We start from the raw sequence: 18292 nt of genomic DNA, 5'->3' as shown, positions 1-18292 counted from the left end.
AGTTTCCTTGGTTTCCGAACCATGCACTCGGCCCTTGAACCCGTCGATGGTAGGGCGAGTCCGTCCCGGCGAGCCGCTCGACGCGCTTGGAACACGTTTGACTCGGCTCGCCGAGGACAGGCTCGCCCCACCGTCTGGTTCATGGGAGGCTTCCTTGGCCTGATTACCATGCTCTCGCCCCTTGAATCCGGTAAGGACGGATTCCACTCCGTCCCTGACTTTCTTGATCCATCGAGCGAAACAGATTCCAGGGACGCGGTGGAACGCGTCCCTACCCGGTTCATGGGAAGAGTGAACAGGCTGGAAGCCTGTCCTACTTTAGCCGTTGCTGGGCTTTGCGCTTGGCGTCCAGCAGGCGGCTCGTCGTGCTCGCTGCTTCGGGCGCATCGGCGGATTTGGCGGGGGTGATGGCGGTTACCGTTTCCGGTTCCGGCTTCGGGGAGAAAGCTGAGCCTGGAAACGGAACCTCCACCGGTCTTTCGGGCCGGAATAAATCCGGACTCGGCTCCACGGCCGGGGCGGTCTGCGTGGAACGCACCTGCTCGCGGCGGGCCAGCAGCGCGGCTAGCGATTCATCCGCTGACGCGGGCCGAGCCGCAGGACGCCAGAACAACAAAAGCCGCCGGAGATTCTGCGTGGCTTTCAGCCATTCTTCCCGATCGAGTTGGATGCGCCGGATGCCCACGTCGAGCGGGAAAAGAATGATCGCCAATCGCAAGAGCCACTCCCAGAGATCGCGCGGCTGGAACGTCTTTTGGCGGTCGCGCAGATAGGGATTGTCCGCGGCAATCTCGGGGTCCAGAAGTTTTCCGTGGCCGGTTTCACTGAGCCGCCGCAAAAGATTCACGTTCGGTTCGGTAGCGTTGAATTCCGGGGAATAGTTCACGCTCGCGCCGACGACTTGCGAACCCTGAATTTGCCCGTCCTTCATCTCCATCAGCCGAATCAGGTAAGTGCCCACTTCGCGGATCGGGAACTTGGCTTCGTAATGACCGGGACCGGTCTGCTCCAGTTGAATTGTCTGGCGCTCGCCTTTCGGGCTGACCGCGATGGCCTGGAGATTCAGAAAATTCCGGAAGTTGCCCTGCGGATCGAGCGCCTCTACGCTGAGGTGGCCTTCGCCTTTTTCGATCGAGACATCCGTCGTGAAATCAGCGTTCTCCACCCGGCGCAAACTCCATTGCGCGACCTGCGTCCAGAACTGCCGGTACTTTTCCCACGTCAGCCAGTCGCTCGCCCATTTGGCTTTTGCGTCGGAAGTGAACGCCACGGCCCGCCCCAATCCATATTGCCAGTGCGCCAGGATCGGATCGCCTTTCTCCGACACCAGCGGCACTTCGGCGCGCGGCTTGGCCGTAGTGGCGACGTAGCCGCGCAAGGTCGGATATTCCTGGCTCGCGATGCCTCGAATGACTTCGCTGCGCGCGGCAACTTGCGGGATGAACGGTTCCTCGAAAATCGCCGACTTCAAAATGACCGCCGCTTCCTTGATGAAAATCTGGGGAAGCTCCGCCGGCGACGTCACGTTGTAGAATCGCCCGCCGCCGTCTCCGGCAATCTTGATCATAGTGTCCGGGCCAGCGTGGCCCGCGATCAAAACGGTGCTCACGGTAATTTTGTCATCGACCATGCTCTTCATCAAAGCGGCCGAAGGCGCGCCCGGATCGCCGTCGCTGAACACGATCATGTGCTTGAGGTTGGCGGTCGATTTCTTCAAACCCTCGTAACCCATCTCCATTACCCTTTGGAACGAGGGCAGATCGCCCTGGTTCATCCCGGCGAGCTGGCGGCCCAGGTCCTTTTTGTCGCCCACCTTGGTGAGCGGAAACAGCCAGCGCTCCGTGCCGTCCCACAGCACGACGCCCATCTCGTCGTTGGGCCCCAGCGCGTCCAGCGCGGCGATGGCGGTGTCGCGCGCGACCTGGTTGCCGTTGTTGAACTCCATGCCGTGCATGATCAAAACCAGAGCGCCGCTCGGCAGAACCTTCTTGCTGCTCAGTTCCATCTCGACGGGCAGCGTCGTTTCCAGCGGCGTTTCGCGATAGCCGCCCGCCGCGTAGGATTGGTCGCCGCCCACACAGACCAGACCCACGCCGAAATCCCGCACCGCGCTTTCGAGCAACTTCATGCGATCCCGGCCCAGGTCGCCGGCGGCGATGTTGCTGATGAAAATCGCGTCGTAGTTTTGCATCTCGGCCAGCGAGGCCGGAAAGCCGCCCACGTCGGCGAGCCTGGTCTGCACTTGCACCGAACGAAGCGCGTCCGCCAAAGGCGCGTCAGCGGCCGGGTCGGCTGAAATCACCAGCACGGTGGGATCGCCGCGCACGGTCGTGAAACTGGTCGCCCGGTTGTTCTGCGCGACCAGATCGGTTTGTGCCTCCAAGGCCACGTCATAGCTGTAGAACCCCGGCTCGGTGAGCGTCTGCGGGAAGGTGAAAAGATTTTTGCCCGCGGCCAATTCCACCTTTTGCTCGCCCAGAAGCTGGTCGCTTCGATAAAGGCGCACGGTTGCGGTTTGGGCTTTGTCCGCCTGAGCGAAAATCTTCACCTCGAAACTTTGTCCTTTCTTGAGCTGGTTGGGCATGGACAGTTTTTGCACCGAAACATCACTGCCCCGCGAGACCCCAAGCGGAACGGCGTCGAGGCTCACGCCGAGCGGCTCGGCGGTCAGGACCGCCCTCAAGGCGTCACCAATGTTCTCGTTGCCGTCCGACAACAGCACGATCCGTTTCTGTCCGGTTTCCGGGAATGCCGCCGTGGCCAGGCGAACCGCGCTGGCGAGGTCCGTTCGTTCCGTTCCCACCACGGCGTGGATTTTCTCCAGATCAATCCGGGGGTTCACGGAGAATTCGATGCTCGCGTCGGCGCCGAACACAATCACGCCGACCTGGTCCACGGGCTTCTTCTCGGCGGCGGCTTTCTTGACGAATTCGCGGGCGGCTTCCTGTTGCGCCGAGGGAACACTGTCCGAGCGGTCGAGGACGAAATAGACGTTCATGCCTTCGAGAGGCCGCTTCCATTGCAGGCCCGCCATGGCCAGCACCACCAGGAGCACCATCAAGACGCGGAGCGAAAACGCCGTCCACCGCCGCCACGGACTGATCTGGACATCAGTCTTCCAGGCCAGCCACCCCACCCAGGTCAGGCACACCGGCGCCAGAACGAGCCACCAGGGGTTGGTGAATTGAAAGCTCATGATTTTCGCCGGACAAATTTTTGCACGCGATGATTCCGGGAATCGGCGACGTACAGATTTCCCGCGGAGTCCAGCGCCAGGCCCCACGGATTCGCAAATTGGCCGGGCGCCGAGCCGGCGCGGCCGAGCCGTTCCAGCGAGCGGCCCTGGTCATCGAAAATCTGCACGCGGCTGTTGCCAAATTCGCAAACGTATTGCCGCCCGTCCGCGTCCACTTGCACGTCGTAAGGATAACTCAATTCTCCCGGACCGTCGCCCGCACGGCCGTACGTTCTCAAAAACCGGCCGTCGGGCGAGAAAACCTGAACGCGATGATTGCACGAATCCGCAACGTAGAGGCGGTCGCTCCGGTCGAGGCCGAGTCCCTCGGCGCGATTGAACCGGCCTTCCTCCGCCCCCGCCTCGCCAATGGACTGCAACCATCCCCTGCCCTGCTCGCCGAATTTCTGCACGCGCTCAACTTTGCCGTATTCGCTCACGTAAATCTCGCCTCGCGAATTGACCACCGCCGAGCGCGGAAACATCAATTGGTCGGCGTTGGTCCCGGTGTCGCCCCATTGGCAGATCAGTTTGCCTTCAGGCGAGAAATGGTTGACTCGCGAATAGTGCGGCTCGATCACGACGATCTGGCCGGCCTGGTCGCGGCACATTCCCTTGGGTTTGCCCAAATCCGTTTGCGGCATTTGCCACGAAAGCAGGAACTCGCCTTCGCGGGAAAACTTTTGCACGCGGCCCGTCATGTCCACGACATAGAGATTGTCCTCGGTATCGACCGCCACGGAGCGCGGTTTGTTGAATTGGCCCGGAGCAGTTCCCCGGCTGCCGATCACCTGGACGGCACTGAAGAACTGACTGGGAACCGGCGTGACGTTTGAGGCTCCGCGGCTGCACCCGGCGAGCCAACAGCAAAGAACCAGCGCCAAGAAGGACACACTCCATCGCGTCCCAGTTGTGGTTAGAATCACGCCCCTTCCCACAAACCACAGGGCGAGCGGCGCGATGGCCAGTATCAGGAGCAACAGGCACAACGCGTTCACCTGATCGTTCCATCCGTAATGCAGCAGGTTGAACACTCGGAGCGCCAGCGTCTCCCCTCCAGGCGGAACAATCAAGATCAGGGTCTCGACATCCCAAAGGCACAACAAATAAGTCACGTAACCGGCCGCGGCGATCTGCGGCGCGATTTGCGGCCATTGCACGTGCCGCAGAATCTGCGCGGGGCCGGCGCCGCTGAGCTTCGCCGCATCCGTCAAATCAGGATCAACCGAACGCATGGCGTGCGCCGCCGCGCTCCAGCCCACCGCCAGATAACGCAGTGCGAACGCCACCACCACCAGGCCGGCACTTTGAACCAGAATCGACAAAGGCAGCGTCCGGTTGAAAACGAAGAGCAACGCGATTCCCAACAACACCCCCGGCACGAAGAAAGGAATCCAGAAGAGCGCTCCAAAGCGCCATCGCCAACCGATCAATCCTGCTGCGACCGCGAGCGCCGAAGCGACTGCCGCCAACCAGAACGAATTCCAAAGAGCAGCCTTTCCCGCGGCCAGAGCCGCGGGCAATTGCGTCCAGGTGCCTTTCGCGCCGACCAGATGTCCGGCGGGAAACCCGACCGCAACCAGCACCAGGAAAACCGACACGAAACCGGTGCCCCAGAGCCACGCGCCGCCCAGTTGCTTTCTCAGAAGGTCAGATGAGACGCCGCCATCCAGCGCCGGCCACGCCACGCTGCGGCGGCTCAGCCAGAGCACCAACACCAGCGGCGCCAGAACCAGCGGCCAGCACAAGCGCAGCGCCTCGCGGTAGTCGAGGGCCGTGTTGAAGCTCACCCACAATTCAGCGGGAAACACCTTGGTCTGGAGAATCGCCGGCACGGCAAAATTGGTGAGCGCCAGCACGAAAATCAGAACGCCGGCCAAGCCCAGAGCCGGCCTCGCCATCGGCAGCAGAAGATGGCGGATCATCCTCCAGCCTTGCAGGCCGGGTTCGCTTTCCAGATAGCTGCGCTCGATTCTTTGCCATGCGCCGAGAACCAGGAACAGCGCGACAGGCCAGGTCATCAGTGTCAGGAGCCAAATCGTGCCCCACCGGGAATAGATGCTCATGGGCAGCCAGGCTTTCAGAATTCCAGTGTGTCCCAGCAGATGCAGCCAACAACTCGTGACGAGAAACGGCGGCAACGCCAGGGCGATCGCGGACACGCCGAGGAATCCCATTCGCCAACGCCGATCCAGCGTCGCAATCCAGAGCGCGCTCACCGCCCCCAGCGCTAAGGCCAGCAGCGTCGTGAGAGCGCTGACGAGCAAGCTGTTTTGGAGCAACGTCCAGTTCATTGGGAGTTCACCGCAGGAATATCTCCTTCAATTTGGCCGTGGCGGAGTCCAGGTCCTGCACCAGCCCGTTCCAATCCACCTTCAGCGTGGCCGCGCCCGATTCAGAAGCCGATTGACCTTCCAAAGCATGCGCGCGAACAAGCTGGCCGAGAACTTCCGCGCTTTGCAGGTACTCGAATAGCTTCTGCGCTGCGTCCGGATGCGGCGCGTTTCGAATCACGCCGACCGTGTTCGGGATCAGGAGCGACTCGCCGTCCAGCGGCAGTGCTTCGATTGGCAATCCTTCGCGCTTGCCCGCGGCGATGTCGTCAGAATCCGTCAGACCAACCCAGGCTTCGCCGCGCCCCACCATTTTCACGACGACCGAGTTTCCATCAATCAGGAGCGGCTGATTGGCTTGAAGCGCCTTGCACCACTCGAACCAGCGAGCGTCGCCCCAGAGCTGGCGGAGGGCCATAAAATGTGTCGCGGTGGTTCCAAAGAGCGGGTACGCGAGGGCGATCTTCCCGCGCCAGGTTGAATTGGTCAGATCGTGAAGCTTCACGGGTGCGTCGGCGGCCTTGAGGCGATTCGTGTTGATGACGATGCGGCGGCTGCGGTAGCCCATGGCGCGCCACGGATCGTTTTCCCGAAACACCTTTTGGGCGGCGAGCTGATGCGTGCGGAGTTCTTCGTTACCCCAGAACACGTCGCACTGCGGGTGACCGCGCTCAGCCAGCAGGCGATTCGCAAGGCCCACCGTCTTGACCGCCTCGCTGTCGAACACGGTGCGCACTTCAATCCCGGACTGGCGCGTGAACTCCCGCAGAATCGGCTCCGCATAAACCTGATCTTGCGCAACGTAGGCGACCACGAAGGGGCGGTCGCTTCCGCTGCACGCAACGAGCAGAAAGGCCAGACCGAATGCAATCGTCAGTGCGCAAGACGTAAATCGTAAATGAGGCCTCACGCCGTCCTCCGATGGTAGTACCACCATTCGAACATCAGGACCGCCAGCGCCAGCGCCGCGATCCAGCGCCACAACTCCAGGCTCGCCCGGCGGACCGTGGTGTTCGTGACTTTGGCATACTTCCCGAAATTCAGCTCCGATTTCGGCGTGGTGTCGCTTTCCTGGGCGTCGAGCAGATTGACGCAAAACGTCACCGCGTTCGTTCCGGCGGTGAGTTGATAGACGCCTTGTTTGACCGTGTCGCCGAACACGATCTCGCCGCGCGTCGTATTGACTTCGCACGGACGCACGGCGCCGTCGGGCAGTTTGATTTGCGCGGCGGAGACGCCCTCCGACAGCGCCAACCGCAAGGGGCTGCCCGCCTGCACCGCAAGCTGACTCGCATTGATCGCCGCCGGATTGAGCCAATCGACCGCATTGGCCATGAAGATCGGGAAAGCGATCCGGAGCGGCCAGGTGCTCTGCAAGGGATCGAACCCGACCCAGACAATTCGCTGGCGCCCCAGTTCGCCCGCCAGGATCAGCGCCGTTTGCGGAGAATCGACGATTGAGGCCGCCCAGGTCGGTGTCTTCACGGAAAGCGTTTCGGCGATGTGGACATTGTCGAAATTGACAAACCGGAGCAGCGGATGGCTCCCTTTCCAGTCCACAATGGCGGGAGATTCCACGCGCGACCAGCCCTCGAACAAGTTCGTGGACGCGGTGTGAAAGGCGAGCAGATTGGGTTTCGGCCACACCGCCGGGTCCACGTTATCCAGCACGACCAGATCGAATGAAGCCGCGGCGTCGGTCAACGTGGCCGCCACGCTCAGATTCACATGCGGAACGGCCCGCAACGCCTTTGCGAGCACTTCGTTCCCGGAGGTGACCAAGAGCGTTTTCACGGGCAAGAACAGCAGGCTGATCATCGACGCCTGATTGTCCACCGACAGGTCGTCGTGAGCCGTCAGTTGCACGGAAATGACCGCGTCGCGCTCTTGGGCTGTGATGAAAACCTGGGGCGACGTCTCGCGCGGCGCAAGGTTCAGAGGCTTAGTTTCGACGAGCTGGCCGTCCATCCGGAACTCCAGTTGCGCTTGTTGAGCGTTGGTGGAGTAATTGACGACGCTGGTGAAGGCCGCCCGCTGCGCCGGGTTCTCCGGGTTCGCGCGAATGTCGAGTGTCGTGATGCCAAGGTTGTTCGCCCGTTGTCCCACCCGATGAAAGATCAGGGGCAAGCTGCTGTTCTCAAATTCTTCCATCGCCGCCACGGCGCCGTCGCTGTACAGATGAATTTCGGCCGCGGGATTATTCTGAATCAGCGTTTCTGCCAGTTTCAGCGCCTCCTTCAACCGCGTGGGGGTGTCCATTGGGATGCACGTCTGGAGGGCGCGGCGCAACGCAGCTTTCTCCCGGGTCGCGGATTGCTTGACCTCGGTATTGGCGCTCGCCAGGAGCACAACCATCTGATCGTTGTCGTGCATGGCATCGACCAATCGCAACGCTTCGGCGCGCGCCTTTTCAAACCGGCTCGGAGCTTCGTCCGTGCTCTGCATCGAGGCCGAGGCATCCAGGATGACGACCTGGAGTCTTCCGCCCGTGGTCTGGCCGGAGAAGTAAGGCCGGGCCAGAGCCAGGATCGCCAGGAGCAGCATAAGGATTTGCAGCACGAGCAGCCAGTTGTGGCGGAGCTTCTGGAAGGGCGCGCTCGCCTGCGTTTCGGCGAGAAACTTCTGCCAGAGCAACGTGCTCGAAACCAATCGCACCACACGCCGCCGCTTCAGGAGGTAGAATAAAATCACCACCGGGATGGCGGCCGCGAAGAAAAACGCGTATGGAGAGAGAAAGCTCACCGGTTTTAGGAGTGCGGAGTGCGGAGCGCGGAGTGCGGAGTTTCGGAAGCACCAGCATGGCTTCTGGCGCGGTATTTGGTTCGCTTCGCGGTGTTGATTGAGCTTACCGCGATTGCGGTCAACTCGTTAGCTTCCTGCATAATTGCATTCGTTCGTTCCCCCTTGGTTTTGCCTGCCAACAACAAGAGCTCCATCCAGTAGCCGGTTTCGTCTGCCTCCTCTTCAACGGTCCCGATTTTTGAGATGAAATCCGCCGGAGATTTCGCCCGGGAAGCAGCCCTGTAGTTAGCGCCAACGGATGTTCCCGCCCGCAACAACTGGTTGCCCAGCGTGCGGCTGGTCCGATCGTCCGGCAATGCTTCGACGAGTTTGATGACTTCCAGGGCAAACTTCGTTGTGCGGTCCTTCAAATTCTCGTTACTCATCATGACATCTCCTTTGGTTGGTTGTCTTCTTCCGAGTATTCTGACCTTTCCATTTGACTTCGCGTTCCGCGCTCCGCATTCCGCACTCCCTCACCCCCACACCTCCGCTTCGCGCAGTTGCTTCAGGAGAAGCTGCTCCAACCGTGTGTCCGACGTGGCGGTGAAAGAGTTGATGCCGCGCGACTGGCAGAACTCGCGCAGTTTCTGGCAGAAACTCTGCACCGTGCGCTGGTAAACCGAGAGCCGGTAGCGGCCAAACGTCACCTCCTGCTGATGCCCCGTTTCCGAATCCACCAGACGCAAGTCGCCGAAAACTCCCGGATTCACTTCTTCCGGCGCCAGGATTTGCACCGCACTGACCTGAAAGCCGCGTCCCACCAGCGCCGTCAAACCGGGTTCGTAGCCGGCCGGATCCAGGAAATCGCTGAGGACCACCGCCACACCGGCCTGGCGCGCAGCCAGCGCGCCTCGCCGAAGAGATTCATTCAACGCCGCCGTGCCCTGCGCCGTGAGCCGGCCGAGGTTCTGGAAAAACTGGAGCGCGGATTTTCGGCCACGCACGCCCCGCAAGGCCCCGCGCACCGCCCCCTCCCCCATCGCATCGGGAAAAGCGGCGACCGACAGGCGGTCGAATCCGCACAAAGCCACGTAGCCCACGGCGGCCGCCACCTGCCGGGCGAAATCAAATTTGCGAGGCTGGCCGAAAGTCATGGACTCACTGGCATCCAGAAAAATCGTGACGGGCAATTCGCGCTCCTCCTCATAAAGTTTAAGGAACAGCCGCTCCAGCCGTCCATAAAGATTCCAGTCAAGATAGCGAAAGTCGTCGCCGGCCACGTAGTTCCGGTAATCGGCGAATTCGACGGATTGGCCGCGCGCGCGGCTGCGCCGTTCGCCTTTGGCGGAGCTTTTCGCGCGGCGGGCTGCCAGGAGTTGGAATTGCTCCAGCCGGCGAAGCAGATCAGGTGTCAGCAGAGAATCGGGCATGTGCGAAGTCGTCACAACGTTACATCGTCAAAGCGTTACACCGGCCAAATGAGTTGAATCGGCTCACGGCCACATTTGGGCGTGCAGGTAGTCCCGGCATTAGCCGGCGGACGCGCGAAAACCGGCTGAAGCCGGGACGATAAGCGGATCGTGGGGCGCCCCTGCCGCCAAAAATGAGACCGCCCCGAACCAGGGCGCGCCTTGCGCCCTTGAACCGGAGCGCCGGTCTCCGACCCGGCACGCATCGGTGCGGCTTGAGAATCGCGCCGGATCGGAGACCGGCGCTCCGAGGTTCATGGAAAGAATAGCCGGGTTCACTTCCGTTCCTTGGCTCCTGTTCCAATTAAACTCCTGCGATCAGGCCGCTGCGACCGCAGCGTCCCGCGGGACGTCCTTGAGAATCTGATCGACGATATGGTCGGTCGTGATTCCCTCGGCCTCGGCTTCGAAGTTGAGAATCAGGCGATGGCGGAGCGCAGGGTGAATCACGGCATGAATGTCGTCGAAGCTCACGTTGAACCGGCCCTGGGTCAACGCGCGCACTTTGCCGGCCAGGATCAAGGTTTGCGCGCCGCGCGGGCTGCTGCCGAAGCGCAGATATTGATTGGAGATGGGCGCCGCGGTTTCGGTTTTCGGATGAGTGGCCATGACCAAACGCACCGCGTAATCCTTCACATGGGAAGCGACGGGCACTTGCCGCACGAGCTTTTGCAGTTCGAGCATGGTGTCTTTGTCGAGGACCCTCTGGACGTCGGTCTTCGTTCCTTCGGTCGTGCGATTCAGGACTTCGGTCAACTCGTTTGCATTGGGATAAGTGACGAGCAATTTGAAAAAGAACCGGTCCAGTTGCGCCTCCGGCAACGGGTATGTGCCTTCCTGATCGATCGGATTCTGTGTGGCCAGAACGAAGAACGGTTCGGCGAGGCGGCGAATTTCACCTCCCGCCGTGACGCTCTTCTCCTGCATGGCTTCGAGCATCGCGGACTGCGTTTTGGGCGTCGCGCGGTTGATTTCATCGGCGAGAATCAGATGCGCGAAGATGGGCCCTTTTTGGAATTGGAACTCGCGCCGGCCGGCGGGCGTTTCCATCACGATGTTGGTTCCCAGAATGTCGGCCGGCATCAGGTCGGGCGTGAACTGGATTCGATTGAAGGAAATGTCCAGCACCTCGCCCAGCGTACGGACCAAAAGCGTCTTGCCCAGGCCAGGCACGCCTTCCAGAAGCACATGTCCTCCAGAGAACAAGGCGATCAAAGTGCCTTCGACAATTTCAGAGTGCCCAACGATGACTCGGCCGATTTCCTGGCGCATCGCCGAGTAGGTTTGGTGGAAAAGCCGGATGTGTTCCTCGGTATTCATGTCACTTTTTCAAATCATCGAAGTAATCCCGCACCGCCGATTGGTAAGCGCGGGGAACTTGATCCTGGCTCAGCGCGCTTTGGGCGTCGCTTTGAGCGGCAGTCGCGACCTCCTTGAAGTCCACCTTGCTCATGCCCTTGATGCTCACGCCGCGCAGCGTAATGCTCGGCATCGGGCCGCCGGGGTTGATCTGGCCTTTGACTTTGGTGGGCGCCAGATTGTCGGCGAGTTGGGCGTCACCTCGATCCGTAACCCCACGCGGATCTTCGTCCGGGCGCACCACGCCGGAGTTATCCCAGCGGTCCTTGATCTCTGAAATATCCAGCCACTGACTGTCATCCGCCCAGGTTCCAACGCCGGCCCCAACCCCACCGCCCTGCCCGGCTCGAGGGGTTCTGGACTGGCCCCACTTCTGGCCATTCCCAATGGCCATCTGGGCGCGCTGCAAGGCTTCGAGCGTCGCCATCAACGATTTGGCGTCCTCCAATTGCGCCATCAGGTTTTCCAATTCCTTGGCGGCGTCGGCCAGCGATTGCGCGGCGGCCGCCTTTTCGCCGCTTTGCATCTGTTTGGCGCCCTGCTTGAGGTAGTCGGCCACCTTGCCGTACTGGCCCGCCGGGGCGACGGCTTTCGACACTTCATCGAGGATCGACTTGAGTTGGTCCGGAGTGAGGCCGGAGGATTTTAGTTGGGTGGCCATTTTCTCCAGCGTGCCCTGGGCGGCCTCGGCCTGGCCATTTTGGAGCTGCTCAGCCAGGTCTTTCCCGAGCTTCTGCGCGGACATCTGAAGCTGCTCCAGGGCCTGAGCCATGGATTGAAGTTTTTCCAAACTGGTTTCCGCAACGTCCAGATCTTTGAGCAACTGATCGATCTGGCTCGCGGCGAGCGCCTCAATAGCTTCGTCCAGGCTGGGCAGGGAAAGCCCAATGTCTCTGGCTTCTTTGGCGAGATTGGACAAGGACTGGGCCAGATCGTTTTTGGCGGCGTCGCGCGCAGCGCCATCCTTGTCCGGCAAACCGCTGGCCGCTTGTTTGGCGTGCTGAAGTTTCTGTTTGAATTTCTCCAGCGCTTCGGGTTCGGCCGATTTGTTGCCCAACGCCTCTCGCAAGGCGTCGATTTGCTTGTGGAGTTCGGCGGAGCTTGACGCGCTGCCTCGGTTCGAGGTTTTGGAAGCGCGTTCCAGCGGTTTGAGCGCGGGATTTTTCCCGAGGTCTCTGGCTTCGGCTTTGAGTTTCTCAGTGACGCTTGCCAAATCCTTCAGCGCGTCGCTTCGGGTCAACTGGGCCTTGGTCAAATGTTCTCCCAGATCGGCCACCTGGTCCAACGCCTTTCGCGTTGGTTGGAGCGCGGGCGGACGCTGCTCCAAACTGCGCCGCGCCAGCTCTGCCAGGTGCCGGCCTGTGTCGCGGATTATTTCGGCATCGCGCCGGGTTTGCACGTAAGCCTTGCTCCGATATTCAGGGACGAATCCCAGGCCGCATGCGACGATCAGAATCAGGAGCGCCCATTTGCCGGTCTCCGGGAGGCCGAAGGGCAAAAGCTGCTTGGCCGTGACTTTCTCAACACTCCGGGCCGCGTCGGTCGCAAGGAGTTCGCGCCATTTTTCGGGAGCTGCGGAGTTTGCCATCTCTAAAGTCGTGCTCAGGCGCTCCTGCAGGTTCCTCCGGGCGTCAACCCATCGCGCCGTCTGGAGCAACGACTCGCTCCGGCACCAGCCCAGGACGAAACCGACCAGGATAGCGGCCAGCGCAACCAGGCCGGCGACCGTGAGCATTGATTCAGGCACAGGGGCCAGCTTGAACACGGTCAGCGCGAGAAGCCAGATGGCCGAACCGCCGAGAAGGCCAAACCAGGCGCCGCGCCAAGCGCGTTCCCAGCGGCGGCGGCGCGCTGTCTTCTCCAGAACGGATTTAACAATCTCGAGTTGGCTCATAGAAACCTCCGATCATTTCTGCGGCAAGCGAGCGAGGACGGGGGCGGGGTCGGTGCAAACAGCAGTGGCGCTCATTCAGAATTCAATTGTTAGACCGTCCGACCTGCGAATGTTCCAGGATTCTACACTGCAATCGTCCGCGCTGCTGCTACTGGCGTTCGTATTCGCCGCGTCCGATTCGCTTCAGGACGGTGAAACCGGCTTGCTTCGCATCTGAGACAGACAAGGGCTTCAGTTTCAGGGGCGAATTGAAAGTGGAAATCAGTTTCCGCACCGGCTTTTTGCAGGCCGGACATCTGGTCAATTCAGGCGCGCTGACGGGCCGTCGCAGCGTGAACCGCCCTCCGCAAACCTTACATTCTCCTTCGCACAGCTCGTATTCGTAAAGCGGCATAGCAAACTGGTGAGCACCTCCGCCCCCGCCGCCCCCGTTTAGCCCGGTCCACCCTTGATGATGGACGAAAAGCCTCCCGGTCGCACGATGCCAGGTCTGGAGCTGACCACCACATGGCCCGCAGGACGCGGAGCCGGTTTGTGTTCGGTATCTCCCCCGCCCATCGGCTTGCCGCTGGCATCGACCTTGTGCACTTTGTCCGAGTCCGCCGGCGCTCTGAGCACGGCCAGTCCTTCTTCGCCCACTTCGCAAATTTCCAGCGGCTCTTCGACTCCTTTCAGAGAATAGTAGCCGTGGTTCATCCACGCGAGCTTGCCGAGACCTTCAATGCTCTGCCCTTTCAAAACCTGGCGCGCATTGTCGAAAGCAAACCGTGTCATCAATATCTGATCCGCTTCCCCGAGGGACATCACCCGCGCGCTCGTGTCCACCTGAATTCCGTAAAGATCGTTCATCCCGGCGCCCACGACTTCCTCCACGAATACTTCCCCGACGTGGACGCCAACGCGGTCATAAAGAGGGTACCCGCCCGTTTTGACCGCCGTGCGGAGCTGGGACTGCAACAGCAACGCGAATTTGACGGCGTCCGAGGGCTTCACGAAAACCAGGAAGAACGAATCGCCCTGGGTATTGATTTCTTCGCCGCCCGGGATGCTTTTCAGAATTGTCCGCACGATCCCATGATGCCATTGAATCATTCGGACGGCCTCGCGATCCCCCATTTCTTGCTTCAGTTTGGTGGAACCGACGATGTCGGTGAATAGGATCGTCATCAACGCCACGCTGTGTTTGCGTTGAAAATCGGCAAGTTTGTCGCCGCTCTCGGCGGATTTCTGCTGTTGGGACGCGCCCGCCCGGCCGAAGAAGTGCGTGTCCTCCGGGTCCAACTCCGCCTGGAGGCTGATGTCCGCGCCTTCCATCACCATGACCTCCCGGCTGAATTCCTTGTAGCCCGCGTGCTTCACCTGGATGAGGTGATTGCCTTCGGGAAGTTTAAGCCGTGCCGGGGCATTCCCCGCGAACTTGCCGTCCACATACACGTCGCATCCAGAGACCTGTGATTTCACGGACACGAAACCCGCTTGCTGGCGTTCTTCGGTTCGCCCTGATCCAGATGCCGCCGGACCGGTCACGGTCGGGGCGGACGCTCCGCTGCCCGAACCCATCGCATAGCAGACAGTCATCCCACGCACCGTGAGTTCGCGGTTAATGTTGGATTCGACGAAGGCCAGCGTTGTGCCCTGGATGTGCGGGTGCACGGTCCTCTCCGCCAGCAAACCGGTCGTGCCTCCCTTGTCCCAGACCAGGACAACCGTCCCCTTCAAGCCCGCCGATTTTGCGCAGTGCTGGAGCATTCGGAGCAATTCGGCCTGCTCGGCGGCAGGCCGCTGTCCAATCCCCGATTCCAGGGGAATAAAAATCAAGTCCGCGCCCTTGCGATTCACGTGCGCGACCCGGTACTTCACCAGGCCTTGACTCGGTTGGCTCTTGTCGTTCATCGAAGTTCTTGCCAATCTTCAACGGCCGCCGTGGCCGCTAACGCCAATCCTATTCCGGCCAGTTTTGTGCGTGACGCTAAAGTATTTGCAGCCTCATTGAATGTCAACGGCTTAGTGGTCACTTCGCGGTTTGTTGCGCTTTTGCCAGTTGGGTTTTGAGTTGTTCGTTTTCTTTCCGAAGCCGGACCAGTTCCTGATACTGAGCGCGGAGCTTGAACAACTCCTGGTTTTCTTTTCGAAGGCGCTGAACCTCCTGGTTCTCACTCTGGAGCTTGGCCAGGTCCTGGTTCTCCAGACGGAGCCGCTCGATTTCCGCCTTCTCCTGCGCCAAAGCCGCGGCGTCAGTCTGGTTCGCCGCGCTGCAACCGGCTAAAAGCACGGCGCTGACGAACAGGCCCAGCCACACACCGCGGAGCGCACTGACGTATCGTAAAGCATTCTGGTTTGGCATAAATTCAGGCAATTTTAGTTAATCCTCATGGACTCTTCCAGTCGCGGCGCGCGTGTCTTTTCTCCTTTTCCCGCGTTTCCCCAGCAACGGACTGCTTTGAAAGCGCCCTCCTGGCATCCCCCTTACCCCGTAAGTTAAATGGATGATTCCTCGGAAGAGAAAAACGATGCCCACCAGTCCCAGGACAATGACGACTCCGATGGACGTACCGGTTGACTAATCCCAGTTGAAACAACGGCCAGATTGGCGCCAGGCAAACCCCGCAAATCACGAGAGAGCTAACGCCCGTCTTTCGCTTCACCTGAGATTGGCCGGCCATCATCGCGACCGCTTTGATGGTGGCAGATTCCGTAGCGCGCTGCTGTTCCCATTTCCGCTGTTTGACCTGTTCCAACCCCTCTAACAACACGGTCAGGCTCATCATTTTTTCGTGGGCCCCATCCAGGACGGTGCGCAAAAAGCGCTCTTGCATCGAGAAATCGACGTCGCCTCCGAACAATTTCGACGTGCCATAATCCAGAAATTCCTGCACCAACCCCGGGAAGGCGTTCAGATAATCCAGAATCTTCACCAAAGCCGCGGCGCGCGCGGCTTGAGGCAACAGCAACTTCCGTTGCTCGCCTTCGCCACCTGCGCCCAGAGCGGCGCCCGGCATCGAAAACAAATCCCGCACCCGCGAATCCACCAGTTGACGCACCACGGAGCTGATATCGATCTTCGCGGTCCTGAGAAGGTCCAGATACTCCGACAAGAGGCCATCCAGGCTCTCGAAACACCGGTTTCGGACTAACTTGGCCAACACCGCCTCGGACGTGCCTCGGACTTCCCCGTGGATCGACATTTCCTTCAGGAAGCCCGCAAACCGGTCACAACATGAGACCGTGAACGCATCCGCGTACTGGGCAAAGCGCAACAGGAAATCATCCGGGACGTTCTTCGCATCGACCGCTCGCGCGCTTCCTAGAGTAGCTTGAAGGAACTTGTCCGCCTCCGACGTAATAATCCCCGCCATCGAGCCATACCCCACCTGCGGAGTGATCCTCTCCGCCGAAAATGTGGTGTTTTCTTGTGCGGCTGGTGCCGGGTCTGACATAAGTTTCAGCGAACCAAAAATTTCCGAAAAGTCGAGGGGCCTGCACGATGCGCTTCGACCCGCGCGCGCCAGCACGTTAGCCCACGAAGCGCGCGCGGAGGGAGGCTAAGGATCGAAGCGCCTATCCCGCTTTGGATTCCCATAAACAGGCTCCAATACTCAAAGCGGGGAATCCTTGTGCCTCGAATTTCTGCTGCTTTCCATCCGTCAACGCTCTCATGTCGAGCGTTCTCTTTCCGTGTTGGTCATCAATTTCGTGAAGGACATGAATCTTTGGCTCCCTGTGCTCTATCTTGAAGAAATCGCTTCCGTATTTCCAGACGCCGCTGAAATTCGGTTTGTCTTCACCAAGAACTAACACGGCTGACAACAAAACTGCCATCGCGAGGACTTGTTTCATTTTCTGTCTCCCATTAGATTGTACGACTGGATTGAGTGTGCTGTTAAGAGCGACATGAGCCTGTTCTTCAAGAAGCACGCAATCAAGCCTGAAATTGGGACAGAATCTTTCGCGGAGCCGGTCGGCGCGAAACTGCAATCCAAATTCCCGGTCTCGAATCCATCTGCCTTCGGCGGTGAGCGATTCCTCCGCGTTGGCCGAAGGCATCGTACCGACGACCGTCACCAGGTCGCGCTGCCCTGTGGCCTTCACCTTGGGCACAACGAAGCCAGAATCTTCGTTGAAAAAACGTCACGCGCTCGACCAGCCCCGACAGGCTTTCTGGAATGGACGTTGGCGGTTGGTTCTGCAAAACGGCGCGATTCTGAAAAGTCTCATGCACGCTGACAGGCGCTGACAAGCTATGACAGCCGAATTCACCTTGCCCCATAAACGCATTTCGGCCAAGAATGGCAATCAGCTTAACAGCGTGAGGCCGGAGATTCTTTTGTATACAGGTGTAGGTCGTCGATAGTTGGCTCTGGATTCAGGCCAAAGCCAATCTGCCGGACTTCGATCCAATGCGGGCCGGGACATGGGCCGCGCTCGGCTGGAATCACCATTTCGCAGCCTCGAAGTGTGTAAGCCGCCGCCGTTGGTTTGCTGCTGTCGCGCGGAATGAACGTAATCCAACATCCCTGCATCGTCTCGCCGTCGATCAGAACACGAGCCTTGACCGAAACACGCTGGTCTCCAGTCATCAGCCCCCGGTGCCTCAACCAGTTTCCAAGAAGCCCTGGCCAAGTGCTGGAGGCGGGGTCACCGAAAGAAAAGCCGACACCATGCCCGCCCTGGCCGAATACGTGAAACTCAGCCGGGACGCCAGCCTTCAGCAACGCCTGGTAGAGTGCCAGTGAGTGTTCGGGCGACAGTCCCATATCATCATGACAATGGAAGAGAAAGGTCGGCGGAAAGTTCGATGTGACGTGCTTTTCAATCGAGAGGGCCGACAACGCTGCTTCGGTCAATTCTGGGCACCGTTGGGAGCATCATCCGCGCATTAATTTAATAACGGGCTTCTATTCAGCGGAATGTTGTTTTATTTATACGCGGACATGTAGACGCCCGAACTACACTTGGTGTGGTTCTTGGTGTAGACAGTTCAGGACCCATAAGTTGTGACGGTGGAGACGCATACTGAGCATTATTACCCCTCTGATCCTGTCCTCGAAAGCGGGAGTTGTCAAAACCGGCCGTTTCGCCTACATCCACCCCGAACTCTTAATCCATGCTACTCATGAAACCTCCACGGGTTTCCGCAGTCTCCCGTCGGCCGCGTCCGGCTCAGGCGGGTTTTACGCTCATCGAACTCTTGGTCGTGATTGCGATCATTGCCATCCTCGCCGGCATGCTGCTACCAGCGCTGAGCAAGGCGAAGACGAAAGCACAGGGGATCTACTGC

At 60.0% G+C, this 18292-nt stretch carries 16 protein-coding genes; 1 reads left to right on the top strand and 15 read right to left on the bottom strand.

Annotated features, from left to right (window positions below):
* The 15 genes from FJ398_15550 to FJ398_15480 form a co-directional block, all read right to left on the bottom strand.
* Window positions 1-207: hypothetical protein (locus FJ398_15550; protein MBM3839350.1), on the bottom strand; the 207-nt coding region annotated here is incomplete at its 3' end.
* A 106-nt stretch (window positions 208-313) separates the two neighbouring features.
* Entirely contained in the window at window positions 314-3196 is a 2883-nt protein-coding gene (locus FJ398_15545; protein ID MBM3839349.1) for a VWA domain-containing protein, read from the bottom strand.
* On the bottom strand, window positions 3193-5529 hold the full coding sequence (locus tag FJ398_15540; GenBank protein ID MBM3839348.1) for a 6-bladed beta-propeller: 2337 nt from the start codon (window positions 5527-5529) through the stop codon (window positions 3193-3195). The genes FJ398_15545 and FJ398_15540 overlap by 4 nt, the downstream gene beginning before the upstream one ends.
* A 7-nt stretch (window positions 5530-5536) precedes the next feature.
* Window positions 5537-6505 (bottom strand): extracellular solute-binding protein, encoded by a 969-nt coding sequence (locus FJ398_15535; GenBank protein ID MBM3839347.1) that lies wholly within the window; start codon window positions 6503-6505, stop codon window positions 5537-5539.
* Window positions 6475-8310: a VWA domain-containing protein gene (locus FJ398_15530; GenBank protein MBM3839346.1), complete on the bottom strand. Its 1836-nt coding sequence runs from the start codon at window positions 8308-8310 to the stop codon at window positions 6475-6477. Before FJ398_15530 ends, FJ398_15535 begins: the two co-directional genes overlap by 31 nt.
* A 5-nt stretch (window positions 8311-8315) precedes the next feature.
* On the bottom strand, window positions 8316-8735 hold the full coding sequence (locus tag FJ398_15525; protein MBM3839345.1) for a four helix bundle protein: 420 nt from the start codon (window positions 8733-8735) through the stop codon (window positions 8316-8318).
* Window positions 8736-8825: 90 nt separating this feature from the next.
* Window positions 8826-9722, bottom strand: a complete 897-nt coding sequence (locus tag FJ398_15520; protein ID MBM3839344.1) for a DUF58 domain-containing protein — start codon at window positions 9720-9722, stop codon at window positions 8826-8828.
* Between the two features lie 357 nt (window positions 9723-10079).
* Window positions 10080-11081 (bottom strand): MoxR family ATPase, encoded by a 1002-nt coding sequence (locus tag FJ398_15515; GenBank protein MBM3839343.1) that lies wholly within the window; start codon window positions 11079-11081, stop codon window positions 10080-10082.
* A gap of 1 nt (window position 11082) precedes the next feature.
* Entirely contained in the window at window positions 11083-13014 is a 1932-nt protein-coding gene (locus tag FJ398_15510) for a hypothetical protein (GenBank protein MBM3839342.1), read from the bottom strand.
* Window positions 13015-13162: 148 nt separating this feature from the next.
* Window positions 13163-13408, bottom strand: a complete 246-nt coding sequence (locus FJ398_15505; protein ID MBM3839341.1) for a zinc ribbon domain-containing protein — start codon at window positions 13406-13408, stop codon at window positions 13163-13165.
* A gap of 38 nt (window positions 13409-13446) precedes the next feature.
* A complete protein-coding gene (locus FJ398_15500; protein MBM3839340.1) occupies window positions 13447-14907 on the bottom strand; it encodes a PEGA domain-containing protein in 1461 nt (486 codons plus the stop codon).
* A gap of 118 nt (window positions 14908-15025) precedes the next feature.
* Complete coding sequence (locus FJ398_15495; GenBank protein ID MBM3839339.1) at window positions 15026-15358, bottom strand: hypothetical protein; 333 nt, start codon at window positions 15356-15358, stop codon at window positions 15026-15028.
* A 25-nt stretch (window positions 15359-15383) separates the two neighbouring features.
* The gene (locus FJ398_15490; protein ID MBM3839338.1) at window positions 15384-16451 is read right to left on the bottom strand and encodes a hypothetical protein; all 1068 of its coding nucleotides are present in this window, start codon (window positions 16449-16451) and stop codon (window positions 15384-15386) included.
* Between the two features lie 121 nt (window positions 16452-16572).
* Window positions 16573-17112, bottom strand: coding sequence for a hypothetical protein (locus FJ398_15485; GenBank protein ID MBM3839337.1), 540 nt, complete (start codon window positions 17110-17112; stop codon window positions 16573-16575).
* 200 nt (window positions 17113-17312) lie between these two features.
* Entirely contained in the window at window positions 17313-17858 is a 546-nt protein-coding gene (locus FJ398_15480; protein ID MBM3839336.1) for a hypothetical protein, read from the bottom strand.
* A 269-nt stretch (window positions 17859-18127) separates the two neighbouring features.
* Here FJ398_15480 and FJ398_15475 point away from each other — a divergent pair.
* The coding region (locus tag FJ398_15475) for a type II secretion system protein (GenBank protein ID MBM3839335.1) at window positions 18128-18292 on the top strand (165 nt) is incomplete at its 3' end.

This window comes from Verrucomicrobiota bacterium (genome assembly GCA_016871535.1).
In the GTDB taxonomy this organism is placed as follows: domain Bacteria; phylum Verrucomicrobiota; class Verrucomicrobiia; order Limisphaerales; family SIBE01; genus VHCZ01.
The sequence above is the reverse complement of the archived record's forward strand: the minus strand, read 5'-3'. Positions and strand labels throughout refer to the sequence as shown.